Consider the following 17,056-nt stretch of genomic DNA (forward strand, 5'->3'; position numbering starts at 1 on the left):
ATGGATGCAGGGGCGGCGTCCCCCAAAGACCCGCCCCGTCGCTTGGCTACGCCGGCGCGGCAACCGCCGCCGGGCTTTCTGGCGAAAAATAGCGGCCCTGCACACGCCCATCGCCCACCATGAGATCCCCCATCAGCATCGTCGACGTCGACCGCCTCGACTCCTGGAGCAAATACAAGCCCGGCATGTGCGACAGCTGTGCGGCCAACTGCTGCACCATGCCGCTGGAGGTGCAGCTGCCCGATCTGGTACGGCTGGAGCTGGTGGATCCGTTCGAGGTGGACAACGTGGAGCCCAAGCTCATCGCCAAGCGGCTGATGAAGATGCGCTTGATCGACCACTACAACCCCAAGCACAACATCTTCACCATGGCGCGGCGCGCCAGCGGGGACTGCAATTTTCTGGATGCCAAGTCGCGGCGCTGCACGGTCTACGACAAGCGGCCCGAAACCTGTCGCCTGCACCCCAAGAAGGGGCCCAAGCCCGGCTTTTGCGCCTACGGTCACAAGGACCGCTGAAACGGCTTCAGGCCGTGGGCAACCCGGGCAGCCAGATCCTCGCCTGCAGGCCCGGATGCATGTTCTCGAAGCCCAGCTTGCCGCCATGCAGCTGCACGATGGCCAGCACGCTGGCCAGGCCCAGGCCGTAGCCTTCGCGGTCCGATTCGGCGCGGTAAAAGCGGGTGCTCATCTTCTCGCGCGTCTGCGCGTCCACGCCAGGGCCGCGGTCCTGCACGATGATTTCCACGCCCCAGGCGCCGCCGTCCATGCCGTGTTCGTGGGCCACGCCCGCGCGCAGCAGCATGTCGGCGCCGTGGTCGCTGTCGGGCAGTGATCCGTACTTGATGGCGTTGTCCACGAGGTTGGCCACGGCGCTGGCCAGCAGGTCGCCGTCGCCCAGCGCCATGGGCGTGCCCTCGACCTCCAGGCGCAGCACGCCGCCCGCGTCCTCGACCAGCGGTTCGTAGAACTCCACCACGTCGACCAGCAGGGCGCGCAGGTCCACGGGCGCGAAGTTCTTGCGGCTGGCGCCGCTTTCCACTTCGGCAATCTGCAGCAGCTTGTCGAAGACCACGCCCAGCTCGGCCACTTCCTGGGCCACCAGCGCCAGCGTCTCGTTCTTTTCCTCGGGCGTGGCCTGCTGGGCATTGCGCAGGCGCAGCAGGATGCGCGTCAGCGGCGTGCGCAGGTTGTGGGCGATGGTGTTGGAGACATGGCGTATGCCGTCCATCAGCAGTTCCAGCCGGTCCAGCATGGTGTTGATGTCGCGGTTGAGCAGCGTGAACTCATCGTCGCGGCGCGTGACCGGAATGCGCTGGCGCAGGTCGCCCGTGGCCACGCGCGCCATGGTGCTGCGGATGTCGGCGGCCCGCTCTTCCACCACGCGCCGGAAGGCCCCGGCGCCCAGTACGGCCATGCCCAGGGCCACCAGGCCGGCCAGCAGGCTGGCGCGGCCGAACAGCTCCTCCACATCGCTTTGCACCTGCATGTCGCTGCCCACGGCCAGCAGCTTGCCGTCGGACAGCTGGGCCACGGCCACGCGGCCCGCGATGATGCGGCCGTTGCGCCGCACCTTGAGATCGCGCACGCCCATCTCCGTCAGGCGGCGTGCGGGCACCACGTCGGCGTTGCCGATGATGGGATTGCCGTCGCCATCCATGAGGATGAGGATTTCGGTATCGGTGTTGACGCCGTCCAGCAGGGTCTGCTGGATCTCGGCCTCCAGCGCGGGCTCGCCGTACTTGTCGCGGTGCTCGACCAGGCGGCGCATGTGGTTCTCGGCCTGCCGGTCCATGCGCATGCGCAGCACGCCCACGGTCTGCACGTAGAACACCGACAGCACGATGGACATGGTCAGCACCAGCAGCACGCCGTAGGTCAGCGCCAGCCGGAAGGCCGTGGAGCTCCAGGGCTTGGCCAGCGACATGGGATCAGGCCACCTGCGGCAGGTCCTGCGGCCGGTCCGACAGGCTGTAGCCCACACCACGCACGGTGTGGATCAGCGCGGGCTCGAAGCCCTTGTCCACCTTGCCGCGCAGGCGGCTGATGTGCACGTCGATGACATTGGTCTGCGGGTCGAACCGGTAGTCCCACACCGACTCCAGCAGCATGGTGCGCGTGACGATCTGGTGCGCGTGCTGCATCAGAAAGGCCAGCAGGCGGAACTCGCGCGGCTGCAGCGCCAGCGGCTGGCCCGCGCGCTCGGCGCTGCGCGTGAGCAGATTCAACCGCAGGTCGGCTAGGCGCATCTCGCGCGCGGGGGCCGGGATCTGGGCGCGGCGCACCAGGGCCTCCAGGCGCGCCGAGAGTTCGGAGAAGGCAAAGGGCTTGGTCAGGTAGTCGTCGCAGCCGGCCTTGAGGCCGCGCACGCGCTCGTCCGTGGCCGACAGGGCGCTGAGCACCAGCACCGGCGTCTGCTTGCCCATGGAGCGCAGCGTCTGCAGGATCTGCAGGCCGTCGAAGCCGTTGGGCAGCATGCGGTCGAGGATGATCACATCCCAGCTCTCGCCCACGGCCATGGCGATGCCCTGCACACCATCGCTGCACACCGCCACCTGCGCGCCCTGCTGGCGCAGGCCTTCGGCGATGTAGCGCGCGTTCAGCGCGTCGTCTTCGATGATGAGATAGCGGTACATGCGGGCGGCAGGGCCTGACTCGAAACTGAGGCAGACACTATACGGCGCGCCAGACTCCGCCGAGATCGGTGGGGGTGCCGGCATGTTGACCACCTCTTTCCAGCTAGGGGCAGGGCCGCGCGGCATCCCAGAGCACCGCGCCGCATGAAACCGTCAGGGCGCAGCCCACATCGGCAGATCGCCGCTGGCCACGCGCACCTGCCACTCGGCCAGCATCATTTCCTTGACCAGGTCCAGGTGCTCCAGGCGGTGCTCGTTGATGGAGCCCAGCGAATCGATCAGCTCCAGGATGGAGCCCTGGCCCAGCTTGTAGGCGTCCTGGGCCATCTGGTTGAGCGGCGCGATCTGCGCCAGGCCCTGCTTTTCGTAGGCGCGCACGGCATCGCGGCGCAGCTTCAGCTGCCTGATGGCGCGCTGCAGCTCGGTACGCGCCTCGATCAGCGCGGCGTCGTAGCGCAGCTGGGCCTGCTCGGCCTCCACCTGGGCACGCGCGATGGGGCCTTCGCGGCGATCGAACAGCGGCAGCTCCACCGACACGCCGATCTGGTTGTAGTTGCCGTCCAGCCGGTTGCGCACCCGCGCCACGCTGATGCTGGGCGTGGGCAGGGCTTCGCGGCGTTCCAGCTCGACCTTGTGGCGCAGCTGGTCCAGCTCGGCCTGGGCGGCCACCAGGGCCGGCAGGCGCAGGCGCGCGGCCTCCCAAAGTTCCTGCTCGTGCAGCAGCTGGGCCACGGGAACGGCCTGCAGGCTGCCCGTGGCGCGCGGTGCCCACTGGGGCAGGGCGGCCAGGGCGGCGGCGTGCGAGGCGGCATCCTGCCAGTCCGACTGGGCCTGGCTGACCTGCATGGCCATCTGGGCCTGCTGCAGGCTCAGGCGCGCGCCGTCATAGCGGCTGCGCGCACCGGCCTCGATCTGTCCGCGCACGATATTGCCCGCGCTGTTCAGGGCCTCCTGCGCCTCTTGCCAGACCTTCAGGCGCTGCTGCGTCATCAGCAGATCAATGAAGGCCGTGGCTGCATCGTTGAGCGTGGTGGCCACGGCCACCTCGACATTGGCGCGCGCCGCCGTCTCGCCCTTGCGCGCGTTCTCCATGCGCAAACGCCGCTGGCCGAAGATGGGCAGCGGCTGCTCTATGCCCCACTGCTTCTCGCCCGGCTTGCTGCTGTACGACGCCGAAGGATTGGGAAACGCCGCCGCCGTGCGGCTGTCCGCCTGCGCAATCCCGATCTGCAGCCGCTGCGCCGCCAGCTGGGGCTGGTTGCGCACCACCATCTGCAGATACTCCTGCATCCCCACCGGCTGCTGCGGCGCAGCCGCCGGAGCCACCTCGGAAGCAGGCGCCGCAGTGATGGCCGGCACAGCCGCCCCGCCCGGTACAGCGGGTACAGCGGGTACAGCGGGTACAGCCTGCTGCGCAAGCGCAGAACCCGCCCCGCAGCACAGCGCCACAGCCACAAACAGGGCCCGATAAGGTGAACGACCCACAAAACCGGCACGGCCCAAATCAGAGACGCCAAGCAAGAGCCGCCTCGCGGCGATGGCGTCGTCCCCCTCCCGCGAAGCGAGAGAGGGGGAAGCGGCGCAGCCGCTCAGGGGGTGCTTACTCTTTTTCATCGAGTTCTTCCTGCGTCAACATGTTCTTGGGGCCCAGCAGCGCATAGAGCACGGGCAGCAGCACCAGGGCCACCAGGGGCAGCACCACCATGCCGCCCACGATCACGGAGGCGAAGGGCTTTTGCGTCTCGCTGCCCACGCCCGTGGACAGCGCCATGGGCAGCAGGCCCAGCAGCGCCAGCAGCGCCACGAGCACGATGGAGCGCATGCGTTCGGCAGCGCCCTCGACCAGGGCCTGCATCATGGGCATGCCCTGCCGTCGCAATTCCTCCACGGCCGAGATCACCAGCAGGCCGGCCAGCGCCACCTGTCCCAGCAGCGCGATGAAGCCGATGGCCGCGCTGATGGACAGCTCGATGCCCGCCAAGTGCAGGGCCGCGATGCCGCCCACCATGGTGAAGGGCGCGCACAGCAAGATGATGCCGGCGCTGCGCGCCTGGCCCAGCGCGCCGAACAGCAGGGCGTAGACGATGATCAGCGACAGCGGCACCACGATCTTCAGGCGTGCGGCCGCGCGCTGCTGGTTCTCCCACTCGCCGCCCCAGACGGCCTGGTAGCCCTCGGGGATCTTCACGTTCTTCTTGAACGTGGCCAGCGTGTCCTTGACCACGGAGCCGATGTCGCGGCCTTCCACGTTGAACTTGAGCGCCATGTAGCGCGCATTGCCTTCGCGGAAGATGGAGGAGTTGCCGATCTTGATGGCCACCTGGCCCACGGAGTGCAGCGGCACCGAGCTGCCCGCAGCGCCATTGGGCAGGGGGATGGCGATGTTGCGGATGCGTTCCTCATCCATGCGGTCCACGTAGGGCAGGCGCACGCGCACGGGCACGGGGTACTCGCCTTCCCACAGCGTGGTGGAGATGTTGCCGGCCAGCGCCGCCTCCAGCGTCTTTTGCGCGGTCTCCATGGCAATGCCCTGGCGCGCCAGCGCCTGGCGGTCGAACTCCACGTGCACCTGGGGCGCAGGCGCGTCGCGGTACAGGCCCAGGTCGACCACGCCGTCGATGTCCTTCACCAGGTCCACGGTCTGCTGCAGGATGGAGCGCAGCTGCGGAATGTCGGGGCCGAAGACCTTGAGCACCACCTGGCCGCGCGCGCCGGACGTCGATTCCTCCACGCTGTCGCGGATGGGCTGGGCGAAGTTGAACGACACGCCCGGAATCTCGCTGAGCGTGGCGCGCATCTGCTCGATGAGCTGGGGCTTGGTCAGGCCCTTGCGCCATTCGCCGTGGCCCTTCAGGCGCACCAGCACCTTGGCCAGGTTCAGCGTCTCGTTGTCGGTGCCGGACTCGGGACGGCCCTGCTCGGTGGTGACGGTGATGACCTCGGGGAAGGTCTTCAGGCGCAGGCGCACGTCGCGCAGTACTTCCTGGCCCTTTTCCAGCGAGATCGATGCCGGCATCTGCACCAGCACGTAGGCGTCGCCTTCATCGAGCTCGGGCAGGAATTCCGTGCCCAGCCAGGCGGCCGACAGGCCGGCCGCCACCAGGATGGCCAGCGAGGCGACCACCACCATGACACGGCGCCGCCCGGCGCCCAGCAGGCTGCCGATCCAGTGCTGGTAGCCGTGGTGCGCGCGGTCGAAGATCTTGGGCTCTTCCACCATCACGTGCTGGGGCTTGAGGAACAGCGCGCACAGCGCCGGCACCAGGCCCATGGCGAAGACCAGGGCACCCAGCAGCGCGAAGCTGTAGGTCATGGCCAGCGGACGGAAGATGCGGCCCTCGATGCTTTCCAGCGAGAACACGGGGATCAGCGCCGCGATCACGATGGCCATGGCGAACAGCGTGGGCTTGGCCACGGCCACGGCCGAGTCGATGATGATGTGGCGCATGTCCGCCTGCGTCTGCGGCTTGCGCAGGCGGGCGTTGCGGATGATGTTCTCGGCCAGCACCACGGCGCCGTCCACCATGATGCCGAAGTCGATGGCGCCCATGGAGATCAGGTTGGCCGGCATGCCCAGCAGGTGCAGGCCGATGAAGGCCACCAGCAGCGACAGCGGGATCACCGTGGCCACGATCAGCGAGCCGCGCAGGCTGCGCAGGAACAGCCACAGCACGCCCACGATCAGCGTGGCGCCGAACAGCAGGTTGTGCTGCACCGTGCCCAGCGTGTGGCCGACCAGGTCGGAGCGGTCGTAGTTGGTCTCCATGTGCATGCCCTCGGGCAGGCCGCCGTCATTGAGCGCGGCCACCTTGGCATGGATCTGGTCCAGCACCACCGAGGGGTTCTCGCCGCGCTTGAGCAGCACGATGCCCTGGACCACGTCGTCGGCATCGTCCATGCCCACCGAACCCTGGCGCGGCGTGTGCGACTGCACCACGCGCGCCACGTCGCCAATGGTCACGGGCGCGCTGCCGCGCATGGCCACGACCACGCCCTGGATCTCCTGCGGCGTGCGCAGCAGGCCGATGCCGCGGATGATCAGCGACTGCTCGCCGCGGCGCATCAGGCCGCCGCCCACGTTGCGGTTGGACTTGGACAGGGCATCGCTCACGTCTTCCAGCGACAGGCCCAGCGCATACAGCTTCTCGGGATCGACCTCGACGTGGTACTCCTTGACGAAGCCGCCGATGCTGACCACGTCGGCCACGCCCTGCACCTGCTTGAGCACGCGCACCACGCGCCATTCCTGCTCGGTGCGCAGCTGCGCCAGCGTGTGGCGGTCGCTCTTCAGGCGGTAGTAGAAGATCTTGCCCAGCGGCGTGTAGTCGGGCGCCATCTCGGGCGTGACGCCGTCGGGCAGATTGGCCTGGGGCAGGCGCTGCGACACCTCGGCGCGCGCATGGAAGCTGTCGGCCTCGTCATTGAAGACGAGGTTGATCATGGCCAGGCCGAAGTAGCTCTCCGAGCGCAGCGACACCAGGCCCGGCGTGCCGTTGAGCTCGCGCTCCAGCGGCTGGGTGATCTGGCGCTCCACCTCCTCGGGGGCCAGGCCCGGCGCCTGGGCAATCACGCCCACCTGCACATTGGTCACATCGGGATAGGCCTCGATGGCCGTGTGCAGGTACGAATACACGCCATAGATGGCGATGATCAGGGTGGCGCACAGGGCGACGAGCCGCCGGTGCACCACAAACGCTATCAGGGAACGCAGCATTGATGGGACTCCTTGCCGCGATCAGAGCAGCTGGCTGGCTGCGCCGTCGAGCAGCAGACCACCGCGCACGACGATCTTCTCACCCGACTTCAGGCCCGACACCACGGGCACCATGCCGCGCGAGGGCCGGCCCAGCACCACGGTGCGGGCCTCGAACTGCAGCTCGCCGGTCTGCACGAAGACGATGCTGCGGCTTTCATCCTTGATGAGCACGGCCGTCACGGGGATCAGCATCTCGTGCTCGTTGGAGACCTGCAGGCCCACGCGCGCCTGCATGCCGGAACGCAGCACGGGGTTTTGCGCATCGAGCTGCACGATGACGGAGGCGCGGAGCGATTCCTTGTCCAGCGTGGCGCCCAGGTGGCGCACCGTGCCGGTCAGGGGCTTGGGCAGCTGCGGCACATCGACCTGCACGGCACTGCCCAGGCGGATGCCGGGCAGATCGCTTTCGAAGACATCGGCCACCACGTTCATGGCGGCGGGATCGCCGATCAGGAACAGCTCGCCGCTGGGCTCGACCGAGGCGCCGACCACGGCCTTGCGCTCGGCCACCACGCCGGCGCGCGGCGCACGCAGCACCAGCCGGTCGCCGCCGCCTTGCCCCAGCAGCGCCGACGTGCCCTGGGCACGCGCGAGCTCCTGGGCCGACTCGCGCAGCTTTGCCTGGGCCGCGCGCAGATCCACCTCCACGCCCACGCCCTTGTCCACCATGGTCTGCTGGCGCCGCACCTCCACGGTGGCCACGTCATGCGCGCTGCGGGCAGCTTCCACCTCGTAGCGCACGCGCAGCGCCTCGGGGCTGACCAGGGTGGCCAGCTCGTCGCCGGCCTTGACGATGTCGCCCACGTGGGCACGCACGGACACCACGCGCGCGGCCAGCGGCACCGAGACGGTGGCCACGCGGTCCTCGGCAAAGGTCACGCGCGCCGGCGCCCAGGCCATCTGCGTGCCCTGCGGATCGGCCACCGCGGCGATGTCCAGCATCTTCAGCGACTCGGGCTTGACCCGCACCACGCCGGCGGGCGCGGGCGCCTGCGCGGCAGGCTCGTTCTGTGCCGATGCCTTGGATGCATCGCAGCCCGCCACAAGGCAGGCCACGGCGATGACGGCGCATGCCGAGGCCGCCGGAAACCGGGCTGCCGTGGGCAGGCCCGCAAGTGTCTTGATCATTCTTGCCCCTTCAATCCATGCCTGGAGCGCAGGGACTGCAGCGAGCCGACCCTTGTCTCCTGAGATGAAACAGATGCTAGAAAACGCATCTTCCGGCGTGCGTGAAGCCTTCATTACCGTTTGGTAAGGCACTCGCATGCCCTGGGCTCGCCCCCGGGACCGTCCCCGGCGGGGATGGTCTGTGCCTTTGGCGGACTTTTGCGAGATCCGGCGCGGTCCGCGGCGCACAGCCTGCGCGGCCCCGGACCTGCCGCCTGGCGTGGGACCCAGGCCAGGCCGCAGCGGCGGCAGACCTGTGGATATCCCGGGGAAAAATGCACCCTGCAAAGCCAGAGATCTGCACAGGCCCTGTTTTCCACAGTGGTGACAACTTCCATCACCTTCTGCAAATTGCAGCAAACCTGAATCCTCGAAAAATTCGTTGCAAATCAACGATGAATCGCGACAATCATTCCATCAATCCACAGGCATGCCAACAGCATGCACACAAGATTGACCACAGGCCGCACACCCTGGCAGCTGTGGGCAAGACTGTGGATGCAGCCACGCGCACAGCCATCAACGGCCATGGGAACAATCCAGGAACAGCCGGTGGACAGATGTCCATCCCGGCCACCGATACCCACCTGTACGCACATGCGATTGGCGGGTGCAGTGATCCATATGACGTGCAGCTTGTAGGCTGTACGGCATACGAAAAACGCGCTTTGTGCGCTGTATTCCATAAGATTTCGCATCTTATTTAATACATATCACTGTACGAATCCTTATAAACATACGGACCAAAATGATCCATCTGGTCGAAATACGCCGAAATGCATGAAAAAAAATGGGCTGACCAAGCCCTGAAATCCTTCGATGACGTGGTCGGAGCCATCCCGGGGTTCCGAAATCGTGAGGGGCAGCGAAAAATGGCAGCCCAGGTCGCGCAGACCTTGAGCCAGGCCCAGCTGGGAAAAATCGATGAGGGCGCGCCGGAGCCCACCCGGTCCATTGCCGTGGTGCAGGCCGGAACGGGGGTGGGCAAATCGCTGGCGTACAGCATTCCCGCCATTTCGATGGCGCTGGCGCGCGGCACCCGGGTGCTGATTTCCACGGCCACCGTGGCGCTGCAGGAACAGCTGGTGAACAAGGATCTGCCCGCGCTGGCCCAGCAGCTGGAGCAGCCTTTCAAGTTCGCGCTGGCCAAGGGCCGGGGCCGCTTTGTCTGCAAACTGAAGCTGGAGCGGCTGGCCAGCACTGGCGAGGCCCAGGACGAGGATCTGGACGATCTGTTCGCCGAGGAAAAGGCCCAGGCCCAAAGCCGCGTGGCACGCCCGGCCCTGGAGCTGGAGGCGCGCATGCAGTTCTACAAAAGCATGGCCAACGCGCTGGCCAGCCAGGCCTGGGACGGCGACCGCGACTCGCTGGAAACCCCGCCCGAGGCCGAGGCCTGGAGCCCCGTGGCGGCCGAATCCTCGTCCTGCACGGGCAAGCACTGCCCGGCCTTCAGCAACTGCGTCTACTACGAGCGCCGCAAGGACCTGGTGGCCGCCCAGGTCATCGTGGCCAACCACGATCTGCTGCTATCCTCCCTGGGCGCGCGGCTGCTGCCCGAGCTGGACAACTGCCTTCTGGTGCTGGACGAAGCCCACCATCTGCCCGCCACGGCGCTGGGCCAGTTCGCCGGCGAGATGGACCTGAGCCGCCTGGGCTGGATAGACAAGCTGACCAGCCGCGCCCTGCGCGTGAATACCCTGGTCGAAGTGGAGGAACTGGCCGACCTGCCCAGCCATGCAAGCCAGCTGCGCCAGCAGCTGCAGGAACTGGCGCGCCTGGTGATGGAGCTGTACGGCGATACGCTCAAGTCACAAAAGGACAGCTGGGGGCCGGCCCGGGTGCGCGTGCCGCGCGGCATGCTGCCCGAGCCCCTGCTGGAGCCCCTGGGCAGGGCGGCCCACCATGCCAACAGCTTTCTGGACGCGCTGCGCGCCATCTCCAAGGCGCTGCGCGCCGCCATCAAGGAAAATCCAGAGGAAGCACGCAGGCTGTCTACAGCTTATGCACAGGTTGGCGCACTGGCACCCCGCCTGGAATCCGTCTATGACACGGCCCAGTTGCTGATGCAGCAGCCGGCGCAGGATGACGACAGTAGCCGCGTACCCAATGCCAAATGGTTCACGTTGGAGACAGATGGCGAGTACATCGTGGTCAAGGCCCATGCCAGCCCCATCCTGCCCGGCGCCACGCTGCGCCATCACCTGTGGTCCCAGGTGCGCGGCGCGGTGCTCACGTCGGCCACCTTGACCAGCTGTGGACAATTCGACTTCTTCCTGCGCGAGGCCGGCCTGCACGACGATGCGGCCGTGACCACGCTGGAAGTGCCCAGCCCCTTCGACTACGCGCGCCAGGGCACCCTGGTGGCGCGCGAAACCGTGGCCGATCCCAAGGAGGCCGCCCGCTTCACCCAGGAGATGGTGGACGCCCTGCTGGGCGACCTGTCCCGTGTGCAGGCCGGCGCCCTGGTGCTGTTCACCTCGCGCGAGCAGATGCGCCTGGCGGTGGATGCGCTGTCCACGGCCATGCGCTCGCAGGTGCTGGTGCAGACGGCCATGCCCCGCGCCCTGCTGCTGGCACGCCACCGCGATGCCGTGGAGATGGGCGAGCCCTCCATCATCTTCGGCATGCAGTCCTTCGGGGAGGGACTGGACCTGCCCGGCGCACTGTGCGAGTCCCTGTTCATCACCAAGCTGCCCTTTGCCCCGCCCGACGACCCCGTGGGCGAGGCCCGCGCCGAATGGCTGCGCAGCAGCGGCCGCAACCCCTTCAACGAACTCGTGGTGCCGGCCACGGCGATCCGCCTGGCCCAGTGGGTGGGCCGCGCCATACGCACCGAGGAAGACCAGGCCCATGTGTATTGCTATGACCGGCGCCTGGTGAACACCAGCTATGGCCAGCAGCTGCTCAAGGGCCTGCCGCCCTTTGCCTTGCAGCGCCGCCCGGCACGCTGAGCCCGACCCTGTGGAAAGCATGCGAAAAACAGGCCGCGCCCTGTCGCCACTGCATTCCTTTGCATACGCAAGTCATTGATCACGGCTGGTTTTTTCAATCAGCGAGCTTGCCGATTGCCCACAGGCCACTTGCACACAGCCTGTGGGCAACCGTATTTCCCGGCTCCCGCATCTCCCTGCATGCCTGTGCAGCACGTTCCCCTGATCCCGCTGGATCTCGCAGACCGTGCCTGCTCCCCGGCCCCGCCATACCCGCCAACAGACCCCTCCAACAGGCCTGTGGAACGCCCAGGACGCGCTTGCGCGGGCAACCCAGGGCCTGACAGCTGCCAAGCCTCCACGGTCCTCTGCAGGCCGCTGAAGCGCTCGGGCTGATTCACATCCTCTTGCCCTGGTGCGCCAGCAGCCATCACTTTTCGTGATTGCCCTTGCCTGGACTGGATCTGCTGCTCCTGATCTGGATGCGCAGTCCTCTTGCAGGCCGGCAACAAGGGGTTGAATTTTTTTGAATGGCCGAACACTGCCTCTGGCGCATCCGCTTGCGTCCGCCTGGCAGGCCGCTTTTTCCTGAAGTCTTCCACGTCCAGTGCACAGCCCGTTGTGGAAAAGCGGCCGTTCCACAGCGTTCCTGCGTGTCCGCGAGGAAGTCTTGTCTTCGTGCGTCTTCGTGCATACGGCCATGGCGCGCGAGCCGTTCCGGAATTTTTTGAACACAGGCGCGCCAATTTCGCTGGAGCAGTCCCTCGTCTGGACATGCCCAGGCTCCAGACAACCTGGCACGTCTGTTTTTTTGAAAAACCGTTCGGCCTTCGCTTCCCGCGTGACTTCGCCTTCGGTTGTTCTTTGATCTTCTTATAAAGAATAGTCGTAGTAGTAAAGGCATGACATCTCTGTGGATAACTCTCTATTCCTCAAAAAAAACAATGTCTTGCCCGATTGAAAAACATGTGATCAAAGCCCTGTTCCCGGTGTCTCCCGAACGGGGATAGTTTGCCTGTTTCGATTTTTTCTGTGGATAACTGTTGAGTTGGTCTTCATCTATCCACAGTTTTGTGCGAGGTGAATTTTTTCCTTTATTGAACTTCAAGTTGTTGATCTAAAAGGATTTTTTTGTTTACCAAGGTGAAAACAAGACTTGCCAGACATGGATGAGCACATGGTCTGGCAGTGCTGTGACCTGTTGACAGGCCGTTTTTCCTGATGGACCGGCTGCCTTTTTTTATCCAGAACGGTCTTGCCGCTGTGAAAAACCGTCCTTGGCTGTTATTCCTATCTCTCTTATTTTTTAATTAGTAGTAGTAGTAAGTGAAGTGCTTAATTGTTGATAACTGAATTTATCTTATAAAAATCAACAACTTAAGACATTTCAAACCCTGTGGTGGATGCTGCTTCGCTGCTGCACCCGTTTTGGGCACAACTTTCCATGGCGCATCCTCCTTGTGGATAAGCATGGATTTACGAGTTTTTTATGCCCAGGTTTTTCCACAGGGTGGTTGAGGACAAAAAAAGACCACCTCGAAGGTGGTCTTGCCGGGATCTGCAACCGTGATCAGAAATGGTGGGCGTAGCGCAGCTGCAGGAAGTTTTCGCCGGGGTTGGGCTTCTTGATGCCAGCGTTGGAATGGTGCTCCAGCCTCAGCACCAGTTCATGCTGGCCTTGGTTGCCAAACAGGTAGCCCACGCCGATATGGGTGGCGAAGTTGTAGCGGGTCGGGAATTCCTTCTCGTCCGTGACGTAGCGCCGGTTCAGTGCCCAGCTCAGACCCACGCCGGTTTCTGCAAACCAGGGCGACTGTCCGTTGCTGCCACGCCAGCGCAGCGTGGGATTGATGCCCACCACCCAGGTGCTGCGGTGGCTGCCTTCCAGGGGGGCGGACCATCGCGCGCCCCAGATATCCCAATAGCCGCTGAGCTGGCCGCCCCACAGCGCATGGCGCCAGTTGCGCCAGGGCACGGTAACGCCCAGGGTCCAGCTGTCGGCGCTGCGCTCGGCCGCGCCATATTGCAGGTACAGGGAAGGGGTGGATTCCGGCGCCAAGGATTGCGCCTGGGTCGCCATCGGCAGGACAGCGCCTGCGCAGGCCAGCATCACGGTCGCTGCCAGGCGTGCTGGCGGATGGATGCGTGCCTTGGCGAGGCTCTGGTAGCTGGATGGCGTCGTTTGAATGATTTTGAGGGCCATGATCTTCTCCGGGGGCGGCACACGTTGCTGTGCCTGTAACACTCTAGGGAGGCTGGTGAAGACCGGGGCGTCAGCAAAAAAGCCCTTGCACTGTCGGTCGCCCGACAAGGCGTCCGTGCAAGGGCTGGCTCAAGCAATCCGGCTGCCCGCCGGTGGCAGGCAGGCCAGGCTGGCGCTTACTGGGCAGGTGCCGGGGCAGGGCGGGCCTGGCCGCTCTTGTGGTCATGGCGCGGGCCGTGGCCCATGCCGTGGTGGCCAGGGTGTCCCTTGTGCAGCGTGGCGGCATCGAAGGTCTTTTGCTGGTTGGCGTCCAGCTGGGCGTAGAAGGCCTTGGTGGCTTCGCCGCGGCGATCGGCATCGGCCGCGCGCTGGGCGCGCATTTCACGCATCTTGTCGATGCGCTGGGGCGTGGTCAGCTTGGCGAAGTCCTCGCGCTCCATGCGCTGGGGACGCTCGCCGGGCTTGAAGGTGGCCGCATAGGTGTTCCATGCGGTCTCCTGGGCCGGCGTGAGCTTGAGGTCGGCCTTGAGCTTGGCGATGCGCTGCTGCATGTGTTCGCGGCGCTCGCCGGGCTTGTGCATGGGACGTTCGGGCTTGGGCGTGGTGGCTGCAGCCGGTGCTGCCGGCGCGGCGGTCTGGGCGTACGAGGGCAGGGCGAACGATGCCAGCAAGGCGGTGGCAGCTGCGGCGCTGGCGAGGGTGCGGCGGAAGGTGGTGGTCATTCCAAAATCCTTTCTGGAGAGGGTGACTGAAGGCCGCCGTCAAGGCACTTGGCGGGCCCTGTGCAGCGGATGGTTGAAGTGTGGTCGTCCGATGTATCGGGGCCGTGTGGTTTTGCGCAGGGCTTGTAAAGAATTGACAAGCTTGTGCAGCGCTGTCCGGCGCCAGGCATGCACAATGGCCGGGCGGGGCGCCAAGGCATGGCGCCCCTGCTGTTTTTTCAGTTTTCTCCCTCTGGATGGAGGCGGCGCAGCCCGGTGTTGCACACCCTCTTGCGGCACGGCCGCAGTCCGTCCGAGCAAAGGTTCGCTATGTTCAAAAACATGATCGTCTATCGCATTGCCGAGAGCTGGCAGGGCGATTTGCAGCAGCTTGAAGAAGCCCTGGGCAAGAGCCCGTTTGCCGAGTGCGGCGCCACGCAGGAGCGCAGCGCCGGCTGGGTGCCGCCGCGCGGCGAGCCCCATGGCCCGCTGGCCGAGTCCGTGGCCAATCAGTGGGTGATGCGCTTCATGACCGAGGCCAAGATGCTGCCGGCCAGCGTGCTCAACCGCCGCGTCAACGAGAAGGCCGCCCACATCGAGGCCACCGAAGGCCGCAAGCCCGGCAAGAAGGAAAAGAAGGAACTCAAGGACGAGGCCAAGCTGGACCTGCTGCCCATGGCCTTCACCAAGCAGGGCTCCATGTGGGTGTGGCTGGACCCGCAGGCCCGCACCCTGGTGCTGGACACCGGCAGCCAGGCGCGCGCCGACGAGGTGGTCAGCTCGCTGGTGGAGGGCCTCACAGGCTTTGCGCTGGCCCTGGTCGATACGCAGACCAGCGCACAGGCCGCCATGGCGCACTGGCTGACCACGCAGGAAAGCCCGGCCGGCTTTTCGATTGACCGTGAATGCGAGCTCAAGGCCGCCGACGAATCCAAGGCCGTGGTGCGCTATGCGCGCCATCCGCTGGACATCGACGAGGTGCGCCAGCACATCGAGCACGGCAAGCTGCCCACGCGCCTGGCGCTGACCTGGGACGACCGCGTGAGCTTTGTGCTGACCGAGGGTCTGCAGATCCGCAAGATCGCGCTGCTCGATGCCGTGATGGAAGGCCAGTCGCAGGACGACGGCGGCTTCGATGCCGACGTGGCGATTGCCACGGGCGAGCTGTCCAGGCTCATCCCCGATCTGATCGAGGCGTTGGGCGGGGAAGGGCGCACGGGCCTGGGCCAGGATCTTCCCGCATCGCTGCAGACGCCTGCTGCCCACGCTCCCGCGACGGCACCGCGCGCAGCGGCATCGGGCCGTGGTGCGCTGACGGGGCCGGCCACGGCACCCGTGGACACGGCGCCTGAAGAAGCGCCGTTCTGAGCCAGCAGCCGGGCACCCGGGCCGGCAATGTTTCATGTGAAACATCGCCGCGCCCCCAGGGCGCTCAGACCCTTTCGAAGATGGCTGCGATGCCCTGGCCGCCGCCTATGCACATGGTCACCAGCGCATAGCGGCCGCCCGTGCGCTGCAGTTCGGCGATGGCCTTGGTGGTGATGATGGCGCCCGTGGCGCCGACCGGGTGGCCCAGCGAGATGCCCGAGCCGTTGGGATTGACCTTGGCCGGGTCCAGCGCCAGTTGCTGGATCACGGCGCAGGCCTGGGCCGCAAAGGCCTCGTTGGCCTCGATGACGTCCATGTCTGCAATCTTCAGGCCCGTGCGCTGCAGCACCTTCTGCGTGGCCGGCACGGGGCCTATGCCCATGTAGGCGGGGTCCACGCCGGCATGGGCGTAGCCGACCAGGCGCGCCAGCGGCTTCAGTCCCAGGGCAGCCACGCGATCGCCTGCGGCCAGCGCCACGGCGGCCGCGCCGTCGTTGATGCCCGAGGCATTGCCGGCCGTCACGGTGCCGCCTTCCTTGCGGAAGGCCGGCTTCATGGCGCTGAGCACTTCGATGGTGGTGGCCGCGCGCACATGCTCGTCGGTGTCGAAGACCACGACGCCCTTGCGCGTGGCGATTTCCACGGGAACGATCTGCTCCTTGAAGTGGCCGGCCGCGATGGCTGCGACGGCGCGCTGGTGGCTGGCCGCTGCCAATTCATCCTGCATTTCGCGGCTGATGTGGTAGCGCTCGGCCACGTTCTCGGCCGTGATGCCCATGTGCATCTTCTGCCAGGGATCGTGCAGGATGCCCAGCATGTAGTCGATGCTCTTGGCGTCGCCCATGCGCGCGCCCCAGCGCGCGGCCTGGTCGAAGTAGGGGCCGCGGCTCATGGACTCGCTGCCGCCGCCGATGGCCACGTCGCAATCGCCCAGCGCAATGGCCTGGGCGGCAGAGACGATGGCCTGCAGGCCGGAGCCGCACAGCCGGTTGACGTTGAAGGCCGGCGTCTCGATGGGGCAGCCCGCATCGATGGCGGCCACGCGCGAGAGGTAGGCGTCCTTGGTATCGGTGGGGATCACATTGCCCATGACCACGTGGCCGACGGCGTCGGGCGCCAGGCCCGCGCGCTCCATGGCGGCCTTGACGGCCGTGGTGGCCAGCTGGGTGTTGGGTACGTCCTTGAGGCTGCCGCCGAAGGTGCCGATGGCGGTGCGCGCAGTGCCGACGACGAAGACGTCGCGTGGGGTCATGGTGAAGCTCCTCGAAGCGATGAACACGGGGGATGGAGTGCATT

The 17,056-nt window shown here is 66.3% G+C and carries 12 protein-coding genes; 4 read left to right on the top strand and 8 right to left on the bottom strand.

The features are described from left to right. Window positions 1–119: 119 nt before the first annotated feature. A complete protein-coding gene (locus tag U6958_RS01890; protein WP_013799932.1) occupies window positions 120–518 on the top strand; it encodes a YkgJ family cysteine cluster protein in 399 nt (132 codons plus the stop codon). Between the two features lie 7 nt (window positions 519–525). On the opposite strand, the gene U6958_RS01895 is transcribed toward U6958_RS01890, so the two are convergent. The 5 genes from U6958_RS01895 to U6958_RS01915 all read right to left on the bottom strand — a co-directional run bounded on the left by U6958_RS01895 (window position 526) and on the right by U6958_RS01915 (window position 8,519). After that, window positions 526–1,926 carry a HAMP domain-containing sensor histidine kinase gene (locus U6958_RS01895; RefSeq protein ID WP_013799933.1) on the bottom strand — a complete coding sequence of 467 codons (1,401 nt, stop codon included), beginning with the start codon at window positions 1,924–1,926 and terminating at the stop codon, window positions 526–528. Window positions 1,927–1,930: 4 nt separating this feature from the next. Next, window positions 1,931–2,635: a response regulator transcription factor gene (locus U6958_RS01900; RefSeq protein ID WP_017407046.1), complete on the bottom strand. Its 705-nt coding sequence runs from the start codon at window positions 2,633–2,635 to the stop codon at window positions 1,931–1,933. Window positions 2,636–2,788: 153 nt separating this feature from the next. Beyond that, window positions 2,789–3,925, bottom strand: coding sequence for a TolC family protein (locus tag U6958_RS01905; RefSeq protein ID WP_223275166.1), 1,137 nt, complete (start codon window positions 3,923–3,925; stop codon window positions 2,789–2,791). 310 nt (window positions 3,926–4,235) lie between these two features. Continuing rightward, window positions 4,236–7,349, bottom strand: a complete 3,114-nt coding sequence (locus tag U6958_RS01910; protein ID WP_074921150.1) for an efflux RND transporter permease subunit — start codon at window positions 7,347–7,349, stop codon at window positions 4,236–4,238. 21 nt (window positions 7,350–7,370) lie between these two features. Further along, window positions 7,371–8,519, bottom strand: coding sequence for an efflux RND transporter periplasmic adaptor subunit (locus U6958_RS01915; RefSeq protein ID WP_074921151.1), 1,149 nt, complete (start codon window positions 8,517–8,519; stop codon window positions 7,371–7,373). A gap of 314 nt (window positions 8,520–8,833) precedes the next feature. Between U6958_RS01915 and U6958_RS01920 the strand changes: the two genes are divergently transcribed. Together U6958_RS01920 and dinG are read left to right on the top strand one after the other, a co-directional pair. Then, complete coding sequence (locus U6958_RS01920) at window positions 8,834–9,265, top strand: hypothetical protein (RefSeq protein ID WP_143044508.1); 432 nt, start codon at window positions 8,834–8,836, stop codon at window positions 9,263–9,265. Window positions 9,266–9,334: 69 nt separating this feature from the next. After that, window positions 9,335–11,509, top strand: coding sequence for an ATP-dependent DNA helicase DinG (gene dinG / locus U6958_RS01925; RefSeq protein WP_074921152.1), 2,175 nt, complete (start codon window positions 9,335–9,337; stop codon window positions 11,507–11,509). Window positions 11,510–13,058: 1,549 nt separating this feature from the next. Here dinG and U6958_RS01930 read toward each other — a convergent pair. Both U6958_RS01930 and U6958_RS01935 read right to left on the bottom strand, forming a co-directional pair. Next, entirely contained in the window at window positions 13,059–13,691 is a 633-nt protein-coding gene (locus tag U6958_RS01930; protein WP_043789536.1) for an acyloxyacyl hydrolase, read from the bottom strand. A gap of 176 nt (window positions 13,692–13,867) precedes the next feature. After that, entirely contained in the window at window positions 13,868–14,413 is a 546-nt protein-coding gene (locus U6958_RS01935) for a Spy/CpxP family protein refolding chaperone (RefSeq protein WP_016447272.1), read from the bottom strand. Between the two features lie 309 nt (window positions 14,414–14,722). On the opposite strand from U6958_RS01935, the gene U6958_RS01940 reads away from it, so the two are divergent. Next, on the top strand, window positions 14,723–15,760 hold the full coding sequence (locus U6958_RS01940; RefSeq protein WP_016447273.1) for a recombination-associated protein RdgC: 1,038 nt from the start codon (window positions 14,723–14,725) through the stop codon (window positions 15,758–15,760). Between the two features lie 64 nt (window positions 15,761–15,824). Here U6958_RS01940 and U6958_RS01945 read toward each other — a convergent pair whose 3' ends face one another. After that, window positions 15,825–17,012: an acetyl-CoA C-acyltransferase family protein gene (locus U6958_RS01945; RefSeq protein ID WP_074921153.1), complete on the bottom strand. Its 1,188-nt coding sequence runs from the start codon at window positions 17,010–17,012 to the stop codon at window positions 15,825–15,827. Between the last annotated feature and the right edge of the window lie 44 nt (window positions 17,013–17,056).

Origin of the sequence: Delftia lacustris, from assembly GCF_040267515.1 — a bacterium.
In the GTDB taxonomy this organism is placed as follows: Bacteria; Pseudomonadota; Gammaproteobacteria; order Burkholderiales; family Burkholderiaceae_C; genus Comamonas; species Comamonas tsuruhatensis.

Coding starts and splice junctions, on each gene's coding strand:
- U6958_RS01935 (WP_016447272.1), bottom strand. CDS start 14,413: ATGACCACCACCTTCCGCCGCACCCTCGCCAGCGCCGCAGCTGCCACC.
- U6958_RS01940 (WP_016447273.1), top strand. CDS start 14,723: ATGTTCAAAAACATGATCGTCTATCGCATTGCCGAGAGCTGGCAGGGC.
- U6958_RS01945 (WP_074921153.1), bottom strand. CDS start 17,012: ATGACCCCACGCGACGTCTTCGTCGTCGGCACTGCGCGCACCGCCATC.
- dinG (WP_074921152.1), top strand. CDS start 9,335: ATGCATGAAAAAAAATGGGCTGACCAAGCCCTGAAATCCTTCGATGAC.
- U6958_RS01890 (WP_013799932.1), top strand. CDS start 120: ATGAGATCCCCCATCAGCATCGTCGACGTCGACCGCCTCGACTCCTGG.
- U6958_RS01895 (WP_013799933.1), bottom strand. CDS start 1,926: ATGTCGCTGGCCAAGCCCTGGAGCTCCACGGCCTTCCGGCTGGCGCTG.
- U6958_RS01900 (WP_017407046.1), bottom strand. CDS start 2,635: ATGTACCGCTATCTCATCATCGAAGACGACGCGCTGAACGCGCGCTAC.
- U6958_RS01915 (WP_074921151.1), bottom strand. CDS start 8,519: ATGATCAAGACACTTGCGGGCCTGCCCACGGCAGCCCGGTTTCCGGCG.
- U6958_RS01930 (WP_043789536.1), bottom strand. CDS start 13,691: ATGGCCCTCAAAATCATTCAAACGACGCCATCCAGCTACCAGAGCCTC.
- U6958_RS01910 (WP_074921150.1), bottom strand. CDS start 7,349: ATGCTGCGTTCCCTGATAGCGTTTGTGGTGCACCGGCGGCTCGTCGCC.
- U6958_RS01905 (WP_223275166.1), bottom strand. CDS start 3,925: ATGCAGGAGTATCTGCAGATGGTGGTGCGCAACCAGCCCCAGCTGGCG.
- U6958_RS01920 (WP_143044508.1), top strand. CDS start 8,834: ATGCACCCTGCAAAGCCAGAGATCTGCACAGGCCCTGTTTTCCACAGT.